Source organism: Salinimonas marina (genome assembly GCF_015644725.1).
Classification (GTDB): domain Bacteria; phylum Pseudomonadota; class Gammaproteobacteria; order Enterobacterales; family Alteromonadaceae; genus Alteromonas.
The window spans coordinates 2,017,883-2,031,931 of record NZ_CP064795.1 but is presented as its reverse complement, the minus strand read 5'-3'; the positions used below and the strand labels follow the sequence as shown (position 1 = coordinate 2,031,931).

The 14,049-nt window shown below is 48.9% G+C and carries 12 protein-coding genes, 1 tRNA gene and 2 pseudogenes; 9 read left to right on the top strand and 6 right to left on the bottom strand.

What is annotated here, in order from left to right; genetic code table 11:
* Nucleotides 1-79: 79 nt before the first annotated feature.
* Nucleotides 80-532 carry an SRPBCC family protein gene (locus IT774_RS08935; RefSeq protein WP_232364938.1) on the bottom strand — a complete coding sequence of 151 codons (453 nt, stop codon included), beginning with the start codon at nucleotides 530-532 and terminating at the stop codon, nucleotides 80-82.
* Between the two features lie 218 nt (nucleotides 533-750).
* Between IT774_RS08935 and IT774_RS08930 the strand changes: the two genes are divergently transcribed.
* Nucleotides 751-3,144, top strand: a complete 2,394-nt coding sequence (locus IT774_RS08930; RefSeq protein WP_232364937.1) for a Lon protease family protein — start codon at nucleotides 751-753, stop codon at nucleotides 3,142-3,144.
* A 65-nt stretch (nucleotides 3,145-3,209) separates the two neighbouring features.
* On the opposite strand, the gene IT774_RS08925 is transcribed toward IT774_RS08930, so the two are convergent.
* A complete protein-coding gene (locus tag IT774_RS08925; protein ID WP_195809488.1) occupies nucleotides 3,210-3,986 on the bottom strand; it encodes an SDR family NAD(P)-dependent oxidoreductase in 777 nt (258 codons plus the stop codon).
* Nucleotides 3,987-4,083: 97 nt separating this feature from the next.
* Nucleotides 4,084-4,380, bottom strand: a complete 297-nt coding sequence (yhbY, locus tag IT774_RS08920; RefSeq protein WP_195809487.1) for a ribosome assembly RNA-binding protein YhbY — start codon at nucleotides 4,378-4,380, stop codon at nucleotides 4,084-4,086.
* 92 nt (nucleotides 4,381-4,472) lie between these two features.
* Between yhbY and rlmE the strand changes: the two genes are divergently transcribed.
* The 8 genes and pseudogenes from rlmE to IT774_RS08880 all read left to right on the top strand — a co-directional run bounded on the left by rlmE (nucleotide 4,473) and on the right by IT774_RS08880 (nucleotide 11,674).
* Complete coding sequence (gene rlmE, locus IT774_RS08915) at nucleotides 4,473-5,102, top strand: 23S rRNA (uridine(2552)-2'-O)-methyltransferase RlmE (RefSeq protein ID WP_195809486.1); 630 nt, start codon at nucleotides 4,473-4,475, stop codon at nucleotides 5,100-5,102.
* A gap of 133 nt (nucleotides 5,103-5,235) precedes the next feature.
* Nucleotides 5,236-7,184 (top strand): annotated as a pseudogene (gene ftsH / locus IT774_RS08910) (ATP-dependent zinc metalloprotease FtsH).
* 142 nt (nucleotides 7,185-7,326) lie between these two features.
* The gene (gene folP, locus IT774_RS08905; RefSeq protein WP_195809485.1) at nucleotides 7,327-8,172 is read left to right on the top strand and encodes a dihydropteroate synthase; all 846 of its coding nucleotides are present in this window, start codon (nucleotides 7,327-7,329) and stop codon (nucleotides 8,170-8,172) included.
* Nucleotides 8,169-9,515 (top strand): phosphoglucosamine mutase, encoded by a 1,347-nt coding sequence (gene glmM / locus IT774_RS08900; protein WP_195809484.1) that lies wholly within the window; start codon nucleotides 8,169-8,171, stop codon nucleotides 9,513-9,515. Before folP ends, glmM begins: the two co-directional genes overlap by 4 nt.
* A 95-nt stretch (nucleotides 9,516-9,610) precedes the next feature.
* On the top strand, nucleotides 9,611-10,351 hold the full coding sequence (gene tpiA / locus IT774_RS08895) for a triose-phosphate isomerase (protein WP_195809483.1): 741 nt from the start codon (nucleotides 9,611-9,613) through the stop codon (nucleotides 10,349-10,351).
* Between the two features lie 10 nt (nucleotides 10,352-10,361).
* Nucleotides 10,362-10,775: a preprotein translocase subunit SecG gene (gene secG, locus IT774_RS08890; protein WP_195809482.1), complete on the top strand. Its 414-nt coding sequence runs from the start codon at nucleotides 10,362-10,364 to the stop codon at nucleotides 10,773-10,775.
* 6 nt (nucleotides 10,776-10,781) lie between these two features.
* Nucleotides 10,782-10,867 (top strand) — tRNA-Leu (locus IT774_RS08885).
* A 648-nt stretch (nucleotides 10,868-11,515) separates the two neighbouring features.
* Nucleotides 11,516-11,674 carry a YqaE/Pmp3 family membrane protein gene (locus IT774_RS08880; protein WP_195809481.1) on the top strand — a complete coding sequence of 53 codons (159 nt, stop codon included), beginning with the start codon at nucleotides 11,516-11,518 and terminating at the stop codon, nucleotides 11,672-11,674.
* Between the two features lie 307 nt (nucleotides 11,675-11,981).
* Here the strand turns inward: IT774_RS08880 and IT774_RS08875 are convergent, their stop codons facing one another.
* The 3 genes and pseudogenes from IT774_RS08875 to IT774_RS08865 all read right to left on the bottom strand — a co-directional run bounded on the left by IT774_RS08875 (nucleotide 11,982) and on the right by IT774_RS08865 (nucleotide 13,951).
* Entirely contained in the window at nucleotides 11,982-13,307 is a 1,326-nt protein-coding gene (locus IT774_RS08875) for a DUF2254 domain-containing protein (RefSeq protein WP_195809480.1), read from the bottom strand.
* On the bottom strand, nucleotides 13,308-13,481 hold the full coding sequence (locus tag IT774_RS08870; RefSeq protein ID WP_195809479.1) for a DUF1328 domain-containing protein: 174 nt from the start codon (nucleotides 13,479-13,481) through the stop codon (nucleotides 13,308-13,310).
* 27 nt (nucleotides 13,482-13,508) lie between these two features.
* A pseudogene (locus IT774_RS08865) lies at nucleotides 13,509-13,951 on the bottom strand (hemerythrin domain-containing protein).
* Nucleotides 13,952-14,049 lie beyond the last annotated feature (98 nt).

Genomic DNA, 14,049 nt, shown 5'->3' with positions numbered 1-14,049 from the left:
TAATAAGCCCTATAGAATACCCCAGCGGCTAACGTAGCCACAACACCTGAACGCTATTTTATCGGTGGTCGCCGGTTTTTTAGTCAATAGCGCCGCTGTCGACAAATTTTTTCAGCGTTAGCAATTGCATACCCTGAACCTTATCCACCACCGGCGCCAGACCGTCGAAGCCGTCAGGGTAGTAACCGTGAACCCGGTAGGTGAGGGTGACCATGGTATGGGACGCCTGCCCGGTCAACTGCCAGTCTAATGCGCCGTACAGACCGAGACCCTGTAACGGGCCCAGCCCGCCGGTCATTCTTAGCAACGTGCCGGGCTCAACGTAAGTAATGCGCATATGCTGGGCCGAATTGCCCCCGGCCGTTTCACAAAAGCAGCCACCGGCCACCGCCTCAATCGTCAGTTTGCCTTGCCACCAACTGTGGTCCTTTGGCCACCAGGCATCTACCTGCCCGGTCAGAGCGTGCCACACGTCGGTGGCCGAGGCCTCAATCTGTTGTTGGTTTTTAATGATAAAACCCTGACTACTCATTGCTTCAACCTTAGCATGGCTGGTGTAGCTAATTGCGCTTAGCCCCAGCAGAAGGGAAAGCTTTAAAAGTCTGCCAATGTGGATCATGATGGTTTTTTATCCGATTTTTCGATAATAACTACCATATTATGCTTTTTCGACCGGTACAACGTTATGCTCAATTGACTTGGTAGGCGTTTCACGTTTCACTTATCCAAAAAGCGGAATAACACACACCTATGACACGCGCAGTAATGCCTTCTAAGCTTGAACCTGAACAGCTTGCCCCGAAGCTCAATCGCCGACTAATTGCTCAGGCACTTAAAGATGATGCATGCCTTAACGCCACCTTTATTGGTCAGGAACGGGCCCGGGAAGCCTTAACCTTTGGGTTGGCGATTCAGGCCACCGGCTATAATCTGTATGTTATGGGGGAGCCGGCCACCGGCCGTTTTACGCTGGTTCGCGACTATCTTGATCGTGAGGCGGTCAATTCCGCGGCGCCGGATGACTGGTGCTATATCGCCAATCTTGAAGAAGAGCGAGAGCCATTACTGCTGAGGTTTAAAGCCGGTCAGGCCAAACAGTTCCAGCGCGATATGCAAACGTTGATAAACGATCTGTTGGCCACGTTTCCCGCGGCATTTGATAACCCGGGCTATCAGCGGCAAAAAGCAGCCATAGCCCGTGAATATGATCTTCGCTACGACAAGGCAATTGATGCAGTAGAGCGTTATGCCAATGCCAATGACATCGCCATGTTCGAAAAACAGGGGGCGATCACATTTGCGCCATTACAGGATGGCAGAGCCATTACTGAACAGGAATTTGCGGTGCTGGATGAAAAACAGCGGACTTTTTATTACGCTCTTATCGATGAGCTTGAAAACCGCCTGGCTGAAAGCCTGATCAAATTACCGGTGTGGCAGCGGGAAAATTCCGAGAAGATTCGAAAACTCAATCGTGACACGGCGGAAAATGGGATCCGGCCGTTGCTGAAGAACCTTGAACACAATTATTCGAATAATCTGGCAATTTTAAAATATCTGCGCCAGCTTCGTTCCCACTTAACCGGGACCATTGTTGAGTTATTACTTGATGATGACAAAGAAGACAAACCCGATGAGCTTGACCGCCGGGCTTATCTGGAAGAACTGTATCTGCCGAATATTCTGGTGGGCCACAGCGTGGATGCTAAGGCGCCGATTATATACGAGCCCAACCCGACCTATCAGAATCTGTTTGGACGCATCGAATACACCAATGTTCATGGCAGTGTGTTTACCAACTATCGGATGATTCGGCCGGGGGCCTTGCATCGGGCCAATGGCGGCTATCTGTTGTTGGATGCGGATCAGTTGGTGGAGCAGCCGTTTGTATGGGAAGCCCTGAAACTGGCTATTCGCTCAGGCATGCTGAAAATGGACCTGCCGCAGCAGGACTTTGGGATGGTCAATGCTATTACGTTAAATCCGCAGCCCATGGAGCTTAATGTAAAAGTCATTTTGCTGGGTTCCAGGGATTTATATTATACCCTGCAGGATTACGATGACGAGTTTGACCAGTTGTTTCGGGTGCTGGTGGACTTTGATCCTGAGATTCCGATGGTGCGCCAGTCTATTTTTGATTTTGTGGGCAAAGTCAGGCAACACGCCCATGCCAGCGGTCTGGAACAGATCAGTAGTGGCGCGATGGCGCGTCTGGTGCAGTACTCACTGCGCATGGCTGAGCATCGGGAGAAGTTGTCGGCCCACATTGCCGAGATTCTCGAACTGGTAAGCGAAGCCGCGTATTTTTGCTTTAAAAGCCACAGTAAAGAGCTGCAAAGTACGCATATCGAAACCGCGCTGCAAGCCAAAAAAAGACGCACCGGCCGCGTCAGTCAAACCCTGTTACAGGATATTAAAGAAGGCCATGTGCTTATCGAAACCAGCGGTAAAGCGGTGGGGCAAGTGAACGGGCTAACGGTGCTGGAAGTGGGGGATACTGCGTTTGGAACCCCGGCCCGGATTACCTCTACGGTTTATGCCGGCGCCAATGGGGTGGTGGATATTGAACGTGAAGTGGAACTGGGGCAGCCGATACACTCAAAAGGGGTGATGTTGCTGACCGGTTATCTGGGCAATAAATATGCGCAGCATTTTCCCCTGACCTTGTCAGCCAATATCGCGCTGGAACAATCCTACGGACATATTGATGGTGATAGTGCTTCGTTGGGCGAACTGGTGGCGCTTATTTCTGCGCTTACCGAAATTCCGGCAGCACAGGGCATGGCCATTACCGGGTCCATCAATCAGTACGGTGAAGTTCAGGCGGTAGGGGGCGTAAACGAAAAAATTGAAGGCTTTTTTGACCTGTGTCAGCACCGTGGTCTCACCGGTGAACAAGGGGTGATCATTCCTCATTCCAACACCATTAATCTGGTGCTCAACAGTGGGGTCATCGACGCAGTAAAACGCGGTCAATTTCATATACATACGGTTAGGACAGTGGATGAAGCCCTGGCCCTATTAATGGGCCAGGAGGCGGGTGTCATGAACAGTAAAGGGCGCTACCCCAAAAACTCGATAAATTACCACGCGGTCAACCGGCTGTATAACATTGCTCTGATTGTAAACGGGGGCGACGAATAAGCAGCCCGGCGGGCTGCTTACAAAGCAAAGGGTTTGCTCAGATAGAATACCTGGTATTATTTTGGCTATTTGGCCGCCATACGTAAGGCACCGTCTAAGCGCACCGTTTCGCCGTTCATATAGCTATTGGTCGCCATATGCACCGCCAGCGCGGCAAACTCTTCAGGTAAACCGAGACGTTTAGGAAATGGAACATTGGCTGAAAGGGCATCCTGCACATGGTCTGGCATGGCCAGCAACATAGGTGTACCCATTACCCCCGGGGCGATGGTATTGACCCGTATGCCTAAGGCTGACAAATCCCGGGCCATAGGCAAGGTCATTGAAATAATACCGCCTTTACTGGCCGCGTAAGCACACTGACCAATCTGACCTTCATAGCCGGCAATAGAGGCCGTATTGATAATCAGACCACGCTCCCCGGTTGGTTCCAGCGGCGCCTGTACTGCCATTGCCTGCGCAGCAAGACGCGCTACATTGAAGCTACCTACCAGATTAATATCGATGGCGTTTTGAAAACCATCCAGCGGGGTAGGCTGACTCTCACGGTTAAGAATACGGGAGGCAGGCGCAATACCTGCGCAATTGATGCATAAGCGCAGATTGCCAAAGCGTTGGGTAACTTGCTCGATGGCTTGCTTTACCTGAGCCTCGTCACGCACATCAACCTTGCAGAAGAGGGTATTATCGCTGCCCAACTCGCTGACGCACTCGGCTCCGGCTGCTTCATTGATATCAAACAATGCCACATTGGCACCGGCCTGACGAAGCGCCGTGGCTGTAGCCAGGCCCAGGCCTGAGCAACCGCCGGTAACAATAGCGGTAATAGAAGTTACATCCATAGTTATCCTAATTATTTTTGCTTATCAGAAAAACCCGATAATACGCATTTAATAATTAGATAACCATGGGGTAACAGAATTTTAACTCTGTTGAAGCTTACTGTTTTGGCAACTGAATTTTACGTTCTTCAGTCGGGCGGTACAGCACCACGACATGACCAATGACCTGCACTTTAACCGCTTCGGTTTCACGCACAATGGCATCGATAATCAGCGTTTTTTCTTCTTTATCGTCAGTCGGGACCTTCACCTTGATTAACTCGTGGTGGTTCAGAGCATTATCAATTTCTGCTACCACCCCTTCGGTTAAACCGTTCCCCCCGAGTTGCACAACGGGTTTTAACGAATGGGCCAGGCCTTTTAAAAATTGCTTTTGTTTATTGGAAAGTTTCATCACGGTAATTTCTTTAATTAATTAGCATAAGCATCTTGAAAACCCATATTCTAACGCCATCTTGGTTTCAATCCCAATGACAAAGTGATCTAATGACCAAAAAGAAACACTCAGCCAGTAGCAAACGCTGGCTCACAGAGCATTTTAATGATCATTATGTGCAAAAGGCACAGAAGCAGGGGCTGCGTTCCCGTGCGGCATTCAAGCTTGATGAGATTCAGCAAAAAGAAGACCTGATAAAGCTAGGAATGACGGTGGTCGATCTTGGTGCTGCCCCGGGTAGCTGGTCACAGCGTGTGACTGAGCTGGTGGGCGAGCAGGGGCAGGTTATTGCTTGTGATATCCTGGAGATGGATTCAATCCCCGGGGTAGACTTCTTACAGGGCGACTTTCGCGAAGATGCGGTTTTAAATGCATTGTTGAACAGAATAGGTGGGAACCACGTAGACATAATATTGTCTGATATGGCACCGAACATGTCTGGCAATAATGTGGCTGATCAGGCCCAGTCCATGTATCTGTGTGAATTGGCATTGGATATGTGCCATCAGGTGTTGAAGCCGAATGGCAGCTTTATAATTAAAGTATTTCAGGGCGAAGGATTTGATGAGTTTTTCAAAGCATTAAAAGATTCCTTCAAAACAATAAAAACCCGAAAGCCCGATTCATCGCGGGCGCGTTCGCGGGAAGTGTATCTGGTGGCGACCGGCTACAAAGTGTAGTAGGCTTGCAACCAGTAAATAAAGGAACGATTTCGTCCGGATTAACCGGTTCTGGCAGCAGATATGTACACAAGGCTGTGCTATGGTTGTCGGTTCCAGCGTGTTACCCGGTTTTTTTTAGAGGTTAGTAGCATTGAGCGATATGGCAAAAAATTTAATCTTATGGTTGGTTATCGCTGTGGTATTGATGTCGGTTTTTCAGAGCTTTTCGCCTGGTGAATCTACACGTGCACAGACGGACTACACCACCTTTTTGAAAGAAGCTAATCAGGGCAATGTCCGTGAGGTTCGCATTGACAGCGAGTCGCGGGAGATTCGCGGAACCAAGCGTTCTGGGGAAACCTTTGTCACTTATATTCCTTATTTTGACGACAAGCTGATTTCAGACCTTGCCGCTAAAGATGTACGTATCTATGGCGAACCGCCAGAAGAGTCGTCCATTTTAACATCTATCTTTATCTCCTGGTTCCCAATGCTGCTACTGATTGGTGTCTGGATTTTCTTCATGCGTCAGATGCAGGGCGGCGGTGGCCGTGGTGCGATGTCGTTCGGGAAAAGCAAGGCGCGGCTACTGGGTGAAGATCAAATCAAAACAACTTTTGCCGATGTGGCCGGTTGCGATGAAGCGAAAGAAGATGTTTCTGAGTTGGTTGATTTTCTACGGGATCCTTCTAAATTCCAGAAGCTGGGTGGTAAAATTCCCAAAGGCGTATTGATGGTGGGTCCTCCCGGAACCGGTAAAACATTGCTGGCAAAAGCAATTGCCGGTGAAGCCAAGGTTCCGTTCTTCACTATTTCAGGCTCTGATTTTGTTGAAATGTTTGTCGGTGTCGGTGCATCACGAGTGCGCGACATGTTTGAACAGGCAAAAAAATCAGCCCCGTGCATTATCTTTATTGACGAGATTGATGCAGTAGGCCGTCAGCGTGGCGCCGGACTGGGGGGGGGCATGATGAGCGTGAGCAGACCCTGAACCAGATGCTGGTCGAGATGGATGGCTTTGAAGGCCATGAAGGCATCATTGTGATTGCGGCGACGAACCGCCCCGATGTGCTGGATCCGGCATTATTGCGTCCGGGTCGTTTCGACCGTCAGGTTATCGTTGGCTTACCTGATGTGCGTGGTCGTGAACAAATTCTTAAAGTGCATATGCGTAAAGTGCCGTTGGGCGATAATGTAGAACCTGCATTGATTGCCCGTGGTACGCCCGGATTTTCCGGCGCGGACCTGGCCAACCTGGTTAATGAAGCTGCACTATTTGCTGCTCGCTCGAACAAGCGCATGGTGAATATGGAAGAGTTTGATCAGGCCAAAGACAAAATCATGATGGGCGCCGAGCGTAAGTCGATGGTTATGACTGAGGACGAGAAAGCGATGACCGCTTATCACGAAGCAGGCCACGCGATTGTAGGTCGTCTGGTACCGGAACACGATCCGGTATACAAGGTATCTATTATTCCAAGAGGCCGGGCGTTAGGGGTGACTATGTATCTGCCTGAACAGGATCGGGTCAGTCATTCCAAGCAACACCTGGAGAGTATGATTTCCAGCCTGTTTGGTGGCCGTATTGCTGAGCAGGTGATTTACGGTGATGACAAGGTCACCACCGGCGCGTCTAACGACATTGAACGCGCTACCGAAATTGCTCGTAAGATGGTCACGCAGTGGGGCTTATCAACTAAGATGGGGCCAATGCTTTACGCCGAAGATGAAGGCGAGGTATTCCTTGGTAAGTCGATGTCAAAAGCATCCAGTATGTCTGATGATACGGCCCGTGCTATCGATGCTGAAATTAAAGCGATTATTGATAATAACTATGATCGGGCTGAAAAACTGATTAAAGAAAATATCGATATTCTTCATTCGATGAAAGACGCTTTAATGAAGTACGAAACCATCGATGCCAAGCAGATTGATGATCTGATGAACCGTCGTGATGTACGTCCGCCTTCGGATTGGGATGATCGTACACCTTCAGGTGGCGATAAGCCTAGTGGTGGCAAACCTGCCCGGGAAGGGGAAATCACCTCAGATGGGGTAGATAAGCCTTCGGTGGGTAAACCTGGCGACCTGCCGGGCTAAGGCAGCAAACTGATAAAACGCCAGCGTCATGCTGGCGTTTTTCTATGCACCGCAATATGAGCACCGTATTGTGAACACCGTAATAACTGTACCGTCATAGTAGATAGAACTGTCACAGCCAATTTGAGAAAAACCATTTCCCATGAATTTTAAGTCTTCCACGGTGGATTTCACCGTTCCCCAGGTGATGGGGATACTCAATGTAACCCCTGACTCATTTTCAGATGGTGGCCGCTTTGATGATACCGAGCGCGCCTTGCGCCAGGCTGAAGCCATGGTGAGGCAGGGCGCGCGGTTTATTGATGTGGGCGGCGAGTCTACCCGCCCCGGCGCCCCCTATGTAAGCGAAGCTGAAGAACTGGAACGCGTCATTCCGGTCATCGAAGCGATTCATCAGCAGTTGGATGTGGTGATATCCATTGATACCAGTAAAGCGGGGGTGATGGCCGCGGCCACCCGGGCCGGGGCGGCGCTAATCAACGATGTGCGGGCCTTACAGGAGCCCGGTGCGTTGCAAGCGGCGGCGCAGGCTGCGGTTCCCGTTTGTTTGATGCATATGCAGGGACAACCAGACACCATGCAACAGGCGCCGCAGTACACCAATGTGGTGAATGAAGTCTGTGATTTTTTACAGGCCCGGGTGGATGCCTGTCTGGAAGCGGGTATCGACAAAGCCAATATTATACTTGATCCCGGCTATGGCTTTGGTAAAACGGTTGAACATAACTACCAGCTATTGGCACAACTTGCTTCAATTCAGGCATTGGGTTTTCCGGTGCTGGTTGGGATGTCGCGTAAGTCTATGGTGGGCAAAGTTCTCAATAATGACGTACAGGATCGTCTGGCAGGCAGCTTGGCCCTGGCCACACTTGCGGCTCAGGCCGGCGCCAATATTATCCGGGTACATGATGTCGCAGAAACCGTGGATGCGGTACACATCGTCAATCAATTTTTAGCAGTTAAACAATCATTCAGGAGTCAACAGTGACAGAGCGTAAGTATTTCGGAACCGATGGTATCCGTGGAAAAGTAGGCCAAAATACCATTAATCCGGAATTTGTAACCAAGCTGGGCTGGGCTGCAGGCAAGGTATTAGCCGGGCGCGGTACCAATAAGGTGTTGATTGGTAAGGACACCCGCATTTCTGGTTACATGCTGGAATCCGCCTTAGAAGCTGGCTTGTCAGCAGCCGGTATCAATATTGGTTTGCTTGGTCCTATGCCAACGCCGGCCATTGCCTATCTGACAAAAACCTTTCGTTCTGAAGCTGGCATTGTCATCAGCGCGTCGCACAATCCCTATTATGATAACGGTATTAAATTTTTCTCAGCCGATGGCTTCAAACTTGATGATGACATCGAGCTTGCCATTGAAGCGATGATGGACCAGCCGATGGAGTGTGTGGCGTCAGATAAATTAGGCAAAGCAACGCGTATCAACGATGCTGCCGGCCGTTACATTGAATTTTGTAAAGGTGCCTTTCCTTCAGACTTGTCTCTGAAAGGCTTAAAAATTGTCGTGGACTGCGCCCATGGTGCCACTTACCACATTGCGCCGAATGTACTTAGCGAACTGGGGGCTGATGTTATCGAAATCGGCACCACTCCGGATGGCCTGAACATCAATGATAAAGTCGGCGCCACCAGTATGAAAGCCACGGTGGAACGGGTTCTGGCAGAAAAGGCCGATCTTGGTTTTGCCCTGGACGGTGACGGCGACCGCATAATGATGGTCGATCATCTTGGAAATGTCATCGACGGCGATCAGATTCTTTATATTGTGGCCCGTGATGCGCTTAAAAGCGGCCGCTTGAATGGTGGCGGTGTAGTCGGCACCCTGATGACCAATCTGGCGCTTGAAAATGCGCTGGCAGAGCTGGCTATTCCCTTTGAACGTAGTAAAGTGGGCGACCGTTATGTTATGGAGTTGCTACAGCAAAAAGGCTGGGCCATCGGCGGCGAAAGCTCCGGGCATATCCTTAATCTGAACCTGGCGTCTACCGGCGATGGCATGGTGGCAGGATTACAGGTCATCACCGCGATGCTGCGTGCCAATATGAATTTACACGAGATCAGCAGTGGTTTTGTAAAATACCCGCAAACACTGATCAATGTGCGTTATGATGCTAATGCAACAAATCCTCTGGATGATCCCAGTGTGGCGGATGTGACCCAGACCGCGGAACAAGCCCTGGGTAAAACCGGCCGGGTATTGCTTCGCAAAAGTGGTACAGAGCCGTTACTTCGGGTAATGGTTGAAGCCGAAGATGAAACGGACTCCAGAAACTGGGCAGAAAAAATTGCCGAGGTTGTTCGCAAAGTGGCCAATTGATTGAAATTGGGTAACTAATTTATTTTTTGACTTGTATATTAGGGCGGGACTCGGTAATATCTCGCCCGCTTTTAAGACAGGTAAGGTCTGAGCATATGATAAAAAGAACACCGATGGTCGCTGGAAACTGGAAGATGAATGGTTCACGTTCATTGGTAGAAAGTTTCTCTGATACGCTGAACACGCATTCGTTTAAAGAAGTGGATGTGGTGGTTTGTCCTCCTTCAGGATATCTTTCTTTTTTTGTAGCAGAAACCTTCGACACTGGTGGACAGGATCTCAGTGCTCAGGATAATGGGGCGCATACCGGCGATATGTCAGGTACGATGCTTACCGAACTAGGCGCCCGTTACGTTATTGTCGGGCACTCAGAGCGCCGTGAAAACCATGGTGAAAGCAATGAGCTGGTTGCTGATAAAGCCTTAAAAGCATTGGATAACAAGCTGGTGCCGATCATCTGTGTCGGTGAGTCGCTAAGCATCCGCGAACAGAACAAGGTTAATGACTTTGTAGGCGCACAGCTTGCCGCGGTTTTCGACGTTCTCACGACCGAACAGGTAAGTAAGTGTGTCATTGCCTATGAGCCCATCTGGGCAATTGGTACCGGGAAAACCGCCAGCCCCGAGCAGGCCCAGGAAGTTCACGCATTTATTCGTGAAACATTAGCCGGTAAAGAAAAATCTTTGGCTGAAAAGACCAGAGTACTTTACGGCGGTAGTGTAAAGCCGGATAATGCTGCTCAACTTTTTGCCCAACCCGATATTGATGGCGGGTTGATTGGAGGCGCTAGCCTCAAAACAGAAGATTTTATTGCAATTTGCCAGGCGGCAATTTGACGAGGAAGTTATGGTTTACGAAGTACTTTTGGTAGCGTACCTGATAGTTGCTCTGGTTTTGGTTGGGTTTGTACTCATCCAGCAGGGTAAAGGTGCCGATATGGGAGCCTCTTTTGGTTCAGGTGGTTCAAATACAATGTTCGGTTCATCAGGTTCAGGTAACTTTATGACTCGCACCACAGGTATTTTGGCTACCCTGTTTTTTCTGATCAGTCTGATTTTGGGTAACCTTACCGCAAATCGTGAAAAAGCAACGGACAGCTGGAGTGATCTGACCTCTGGGAGTGAAGCCAGTGTTCCAGCCCAGCAGCCAGCAGAACAATCTATTGATGAGCAAACTGTACCGGGGAATACCGATGTTCCTGTTAACAGTGACATCCCGGTAAGCAGCGACGGTCAGGAAAAAGGCGATACGCCTAACTAAGATTTTGCGGAAGTGGTGGAATTGGTAGACACGCCATCTTGAGGGGGTGGTGAGCATAGCTCGTGCGGGTTCAAGTCCCGCTTTCCGCACCAATTTAAAAAACCGGCGAATGCCGGTTTTTTTGTGTCTATTGTTCCTGGTCAGGCTCTTTGTAAACGCTGAGTGTGGATCCCACATCGTGTCAGACAGGTTTTGAAGAGTACCTGGCAATCATCCGCTAATGGATGGTAACGCTGAAGCGAGGCAGCGCTTACCCAGATAAATCCCCGGTGTAGTTGTTACACTCTCTGCGCCATAATACCTCACTATTACACACCTTTAAGCTTATCTGAGTGCCCAGAACGGCTGCCGGTCCCGGGACCCGTCTGTTTGGAGAATAAAAAAATTCATTTTTGTGAGCAGGCCTCACTCACCATTTAGCGGTTCTGTATCCTCGAGCGAATATTATCAGGTTGGCATCTTCGCCAATAAGCAGGTAGTGTTACCCCCCTAAAGAGATAAAAAATAACAACAAAATCAATTGGATACAGTGTGGTTCGGAAGGCGGAGCGGTTTGTGTGGGAGCGCGCTGGGCACAATACGATAGGCAAAGTCGCTGTGCACGGGCGGCGCCAAATCGATAAGTTATGGCGAAACCGGGTCAACAATTTTCATTGTCCTAGTTTAATCGGGTAGCGCAAATAGGCTGGCAGAGTCCTTGCTACATGTATAGTGACTTGAACATTAACTAGGAGAACGTCATGGATATTATCAGAATCATTCTTTCTATTTTGCTACCCCCTTTAGGAGTATTCCTGCAGGTTGGTATCGGCGTGCAGTTCTGGATTAATGTAGTGCTGACCCTACTGGGCTATATTCCAGGTATCATTCACGCGGTATATATTATTGTTACTCGCTAACAAGTAAGCCGTTGTAACGGGCAGTCTTTGTCAGATTGTCCGTGCCCCTCTTGGGGAGAAAACCTTTCTTTCCCATGCACGTCTTCTAATGTGTTTTTCTGCCTGTAGCTTTTTATCTGTGGCTTCTGCCTGTAATTTTCCATCTCTGCCTTCTGCCCGTAATTTTACATCTGTCACTTCCAGCTATTCTTTCTACCTGAAACCTTTCACGTATCTGAACAAATATCGTTTCGATAAACATAGGGTGACATTCGTGGTAACAGGGCAAATCCGTCACTGCCATCAGCAGTTATACAGTCGGCTCGCGTCATGTGTTTCGAAAAGACGTGAAAGCAATTTCCAGGTCATTTTTGTCGGCCTGACTCTGTGACGTACTCATGACCAACTCATACGTTGCGTGAGCCTGTTCTATGGCTAAGGGTTTAGCCGCGTCAGGAAGATGCTGGTGCAATTGTTTTAAACAAGTCAGGATATGTAAACCCACGGCCATATGACTTCGGCCTGCCTGCCGAATTTGGTTGAACGCCATTTCGATAATACCCTGCAGACTAAAGGTGCGACGCTTCAGCCAAATTTCATTATTCTTGTGGGTAATACAGGCGGCTGGAAAATCGCGCTTACTCATAGTCAGGCAGCAAGCAGTCAGCTTATCCAGACAAGAGATGGCGGTCATGGGGTCGTTGATACCAGGCGATAGCGCTCTCACCCCCAGTTCAACCAGCTGGCCGACCGTAAACTCAGGATCCTGAACCGGGGTGCGTCTGGAGCCCAGTACAATAAAAACCAACAAACCATCTAACTCTGTGACCGGATGATTATAGCGGCTGTGTATGGTTACCACCGGTGTGTCAGGCAGTACATAATCACCGGGACGAACATGGACATCCAGCCCCTGCATGCCTGGCACTGATGCTTGTAAAAGCTCGGTAATATTGATGGTCTGTACATAACCAGCCTGCTCGAAGTACAAAGCGATCTGGTAGACCGAGTCTTCAATAAGCTGTTCCGGGATAGCCGCAATATTATCTTGCTGGCGATGTTGCGGAAGGTGTTCCTCGATATCGTGCATACAGTCGCGATAACACCGGTAGATGACTTCATCAGCCTGAATAAAACGGGCGATATGGTGTATAAAAAAGATAATGGCGAAGGTATTAATGGTGGCCAGCCCTACGGCCAGTCCGCTCAACAGGCTAAGACTGGCTGGCTGGGGAGCGTCATTGCTGACTTTATACAATGCAAACAGACAAAACAGAAAGGTGGAGACTAATAAACCCAGCACAATCTGCGTGCCTTTGTCATACATAAAAGTACGTAATAATCTGGGCCCGAACTGTGAGGAGGCCATGGTCAGTGCCACTATGGTCATGGAGAATGCGATACTGGTGGCGGTAATAATGGCCGAGGCAATCGTGGTTAGAATCTGATGGGCGCCATCGCGGGATACATCGGGAAGGTGGTTATTTACAAAGTATTCAACGCTTTCATAGGTAACGCTGGTGATACTGGCCCAGTAAAAGCAAAAGGACATCAGCATCATGCACACCGGCACAAACCAGTAACTGGTGCTTATCCCTTCCCACCACGTACCGAGCCGGGTGTCTAAAACTTGTGGATATAATTTTAATTTCATTTACCGCCGCTTATTGCCTTTTAATATTGCTGCAATGAGTGAGAACACCAACAATACCGTAAAAATACTGATAAATAATTGTGCAATAGCAGATAGGGTTCCTGTCAGCCCACCAAAACTGAAAAACGCAACAATAACGATCAGTGTTATAAACAGAATAACCCAGTAAACCATGGTAAATTCCTCAAAAAAACCTCTTTATTAGTGTTTTTCGAGTTCCTTTCGCATTTCTTCCCGGTAATCGGTAGCCAGCTTTTTAAGATCACCGTGACTTAAAACCTCTTCGGCTACCGAAAAAAACTCCTGCTCTTCGTCTGCCAGGTGATGTTCCACTTTTTCCTGCAGACTCTTGAGATGCGTCAGCCAACCGGGAGAGCTCATATCGGTTGCTTCCAGCTTCTCAATTAGTTCATCAATTTCATGATGCTCAGCGATACCATGGCGGGATAATTCAATGGCTTTATCCGACTCCATAAGGGGGAATAAAAATGTCTCTCCTCAGCGACCGCATGACTTTCGAGCTGAGTTTTAAGTTGGGAAAAGTAATCTTCACGAGCAGGGGTATCGCCACTGGTTTCAGCCAGAATCTTCAATAGCGATCGTTGTTTTTCGTGATCTTCTTTAAGCGCTTCAAAAATCTTCATTCGCTACTCCTGTTAATGCTTTAACCAGTTAATGCGAGATTCATTCCACTTGGCCTATATGCAATAAAGTCTATGATTAGCAATGAGTTAGTTTTAAC

Coding starts and splice junctions, on each gene's coding strand:
- IT774_RS08880 (WP_195809481.1), top strand. CDS start 11,516: ATGGATATTATCAGAATCATTCTTTCTATTTTGCTACCCCCTTTAGGA.
- tpiA (WP_195809483.1), top strand. CDS start 9,611: ATGATAAAAAGAACACCGATGGTCGCTGGAAACTGGAAGATGAATGGT.
- yhbY (WP_195809487.1), bottom strand. CDS start 4,380: ATGAAACTTTCCAATAAACAAAAGCAATTTTTAAAAGGCCTGGCCCAT.
- IT774_RS08930 (WP_232364937.1), top strand. CDS start 751: ATGACACGCGCAGTAATGCCTTCTAAGCTTGAACCTGAACAGCTTGCC.
- rlmE (WP_195809486.1), top strand. CDS start 4,473: ATGACCAAAAAGAAACACTCAGCCAGTAGCAAACGCTGGCTCACAGAG.
- IT774_RS08925 (WP_195809488.1), bottom strand. CDS start 3,986: ATGGATGTAACTTCTATTACCGCTATTGTTACCGGCGGTTGCTCAGGC.
- IT774_RS08875 (WP_195809480.1), bottom strand. CDS start 13,307: ATGAAATTAAAATTATATCCACAAGTTTTAGACACCCGGCTCGGTACG.
- IT774_RS08935 (WP_232364938.1), bottom strand. CDS start 532: ATGAGTAGTCAGGGTTTTATCATTAAAAACCAACAACAGATTGAGGCC.
- secG (WP_195809482.1), top strand. CDS start 10,362: ATGGTTTACGAAGTACTTTTGGTAGCGTACCTGATAGTTGCTCTGGTT.
- folP (WP_195809485.1), top strand. CDS start 7,327: ATGAATTTTAAGTCTTCCACGGTGGATTTCACCGTTCCCCAGGTGATG.
- IT774_RS08870 (WP_195809479.1), bottom strand. CDS start 13,481: ATGGTTTACTGGGTTATTCTGTTTATAACACTGATCGTTATTGTTGCG.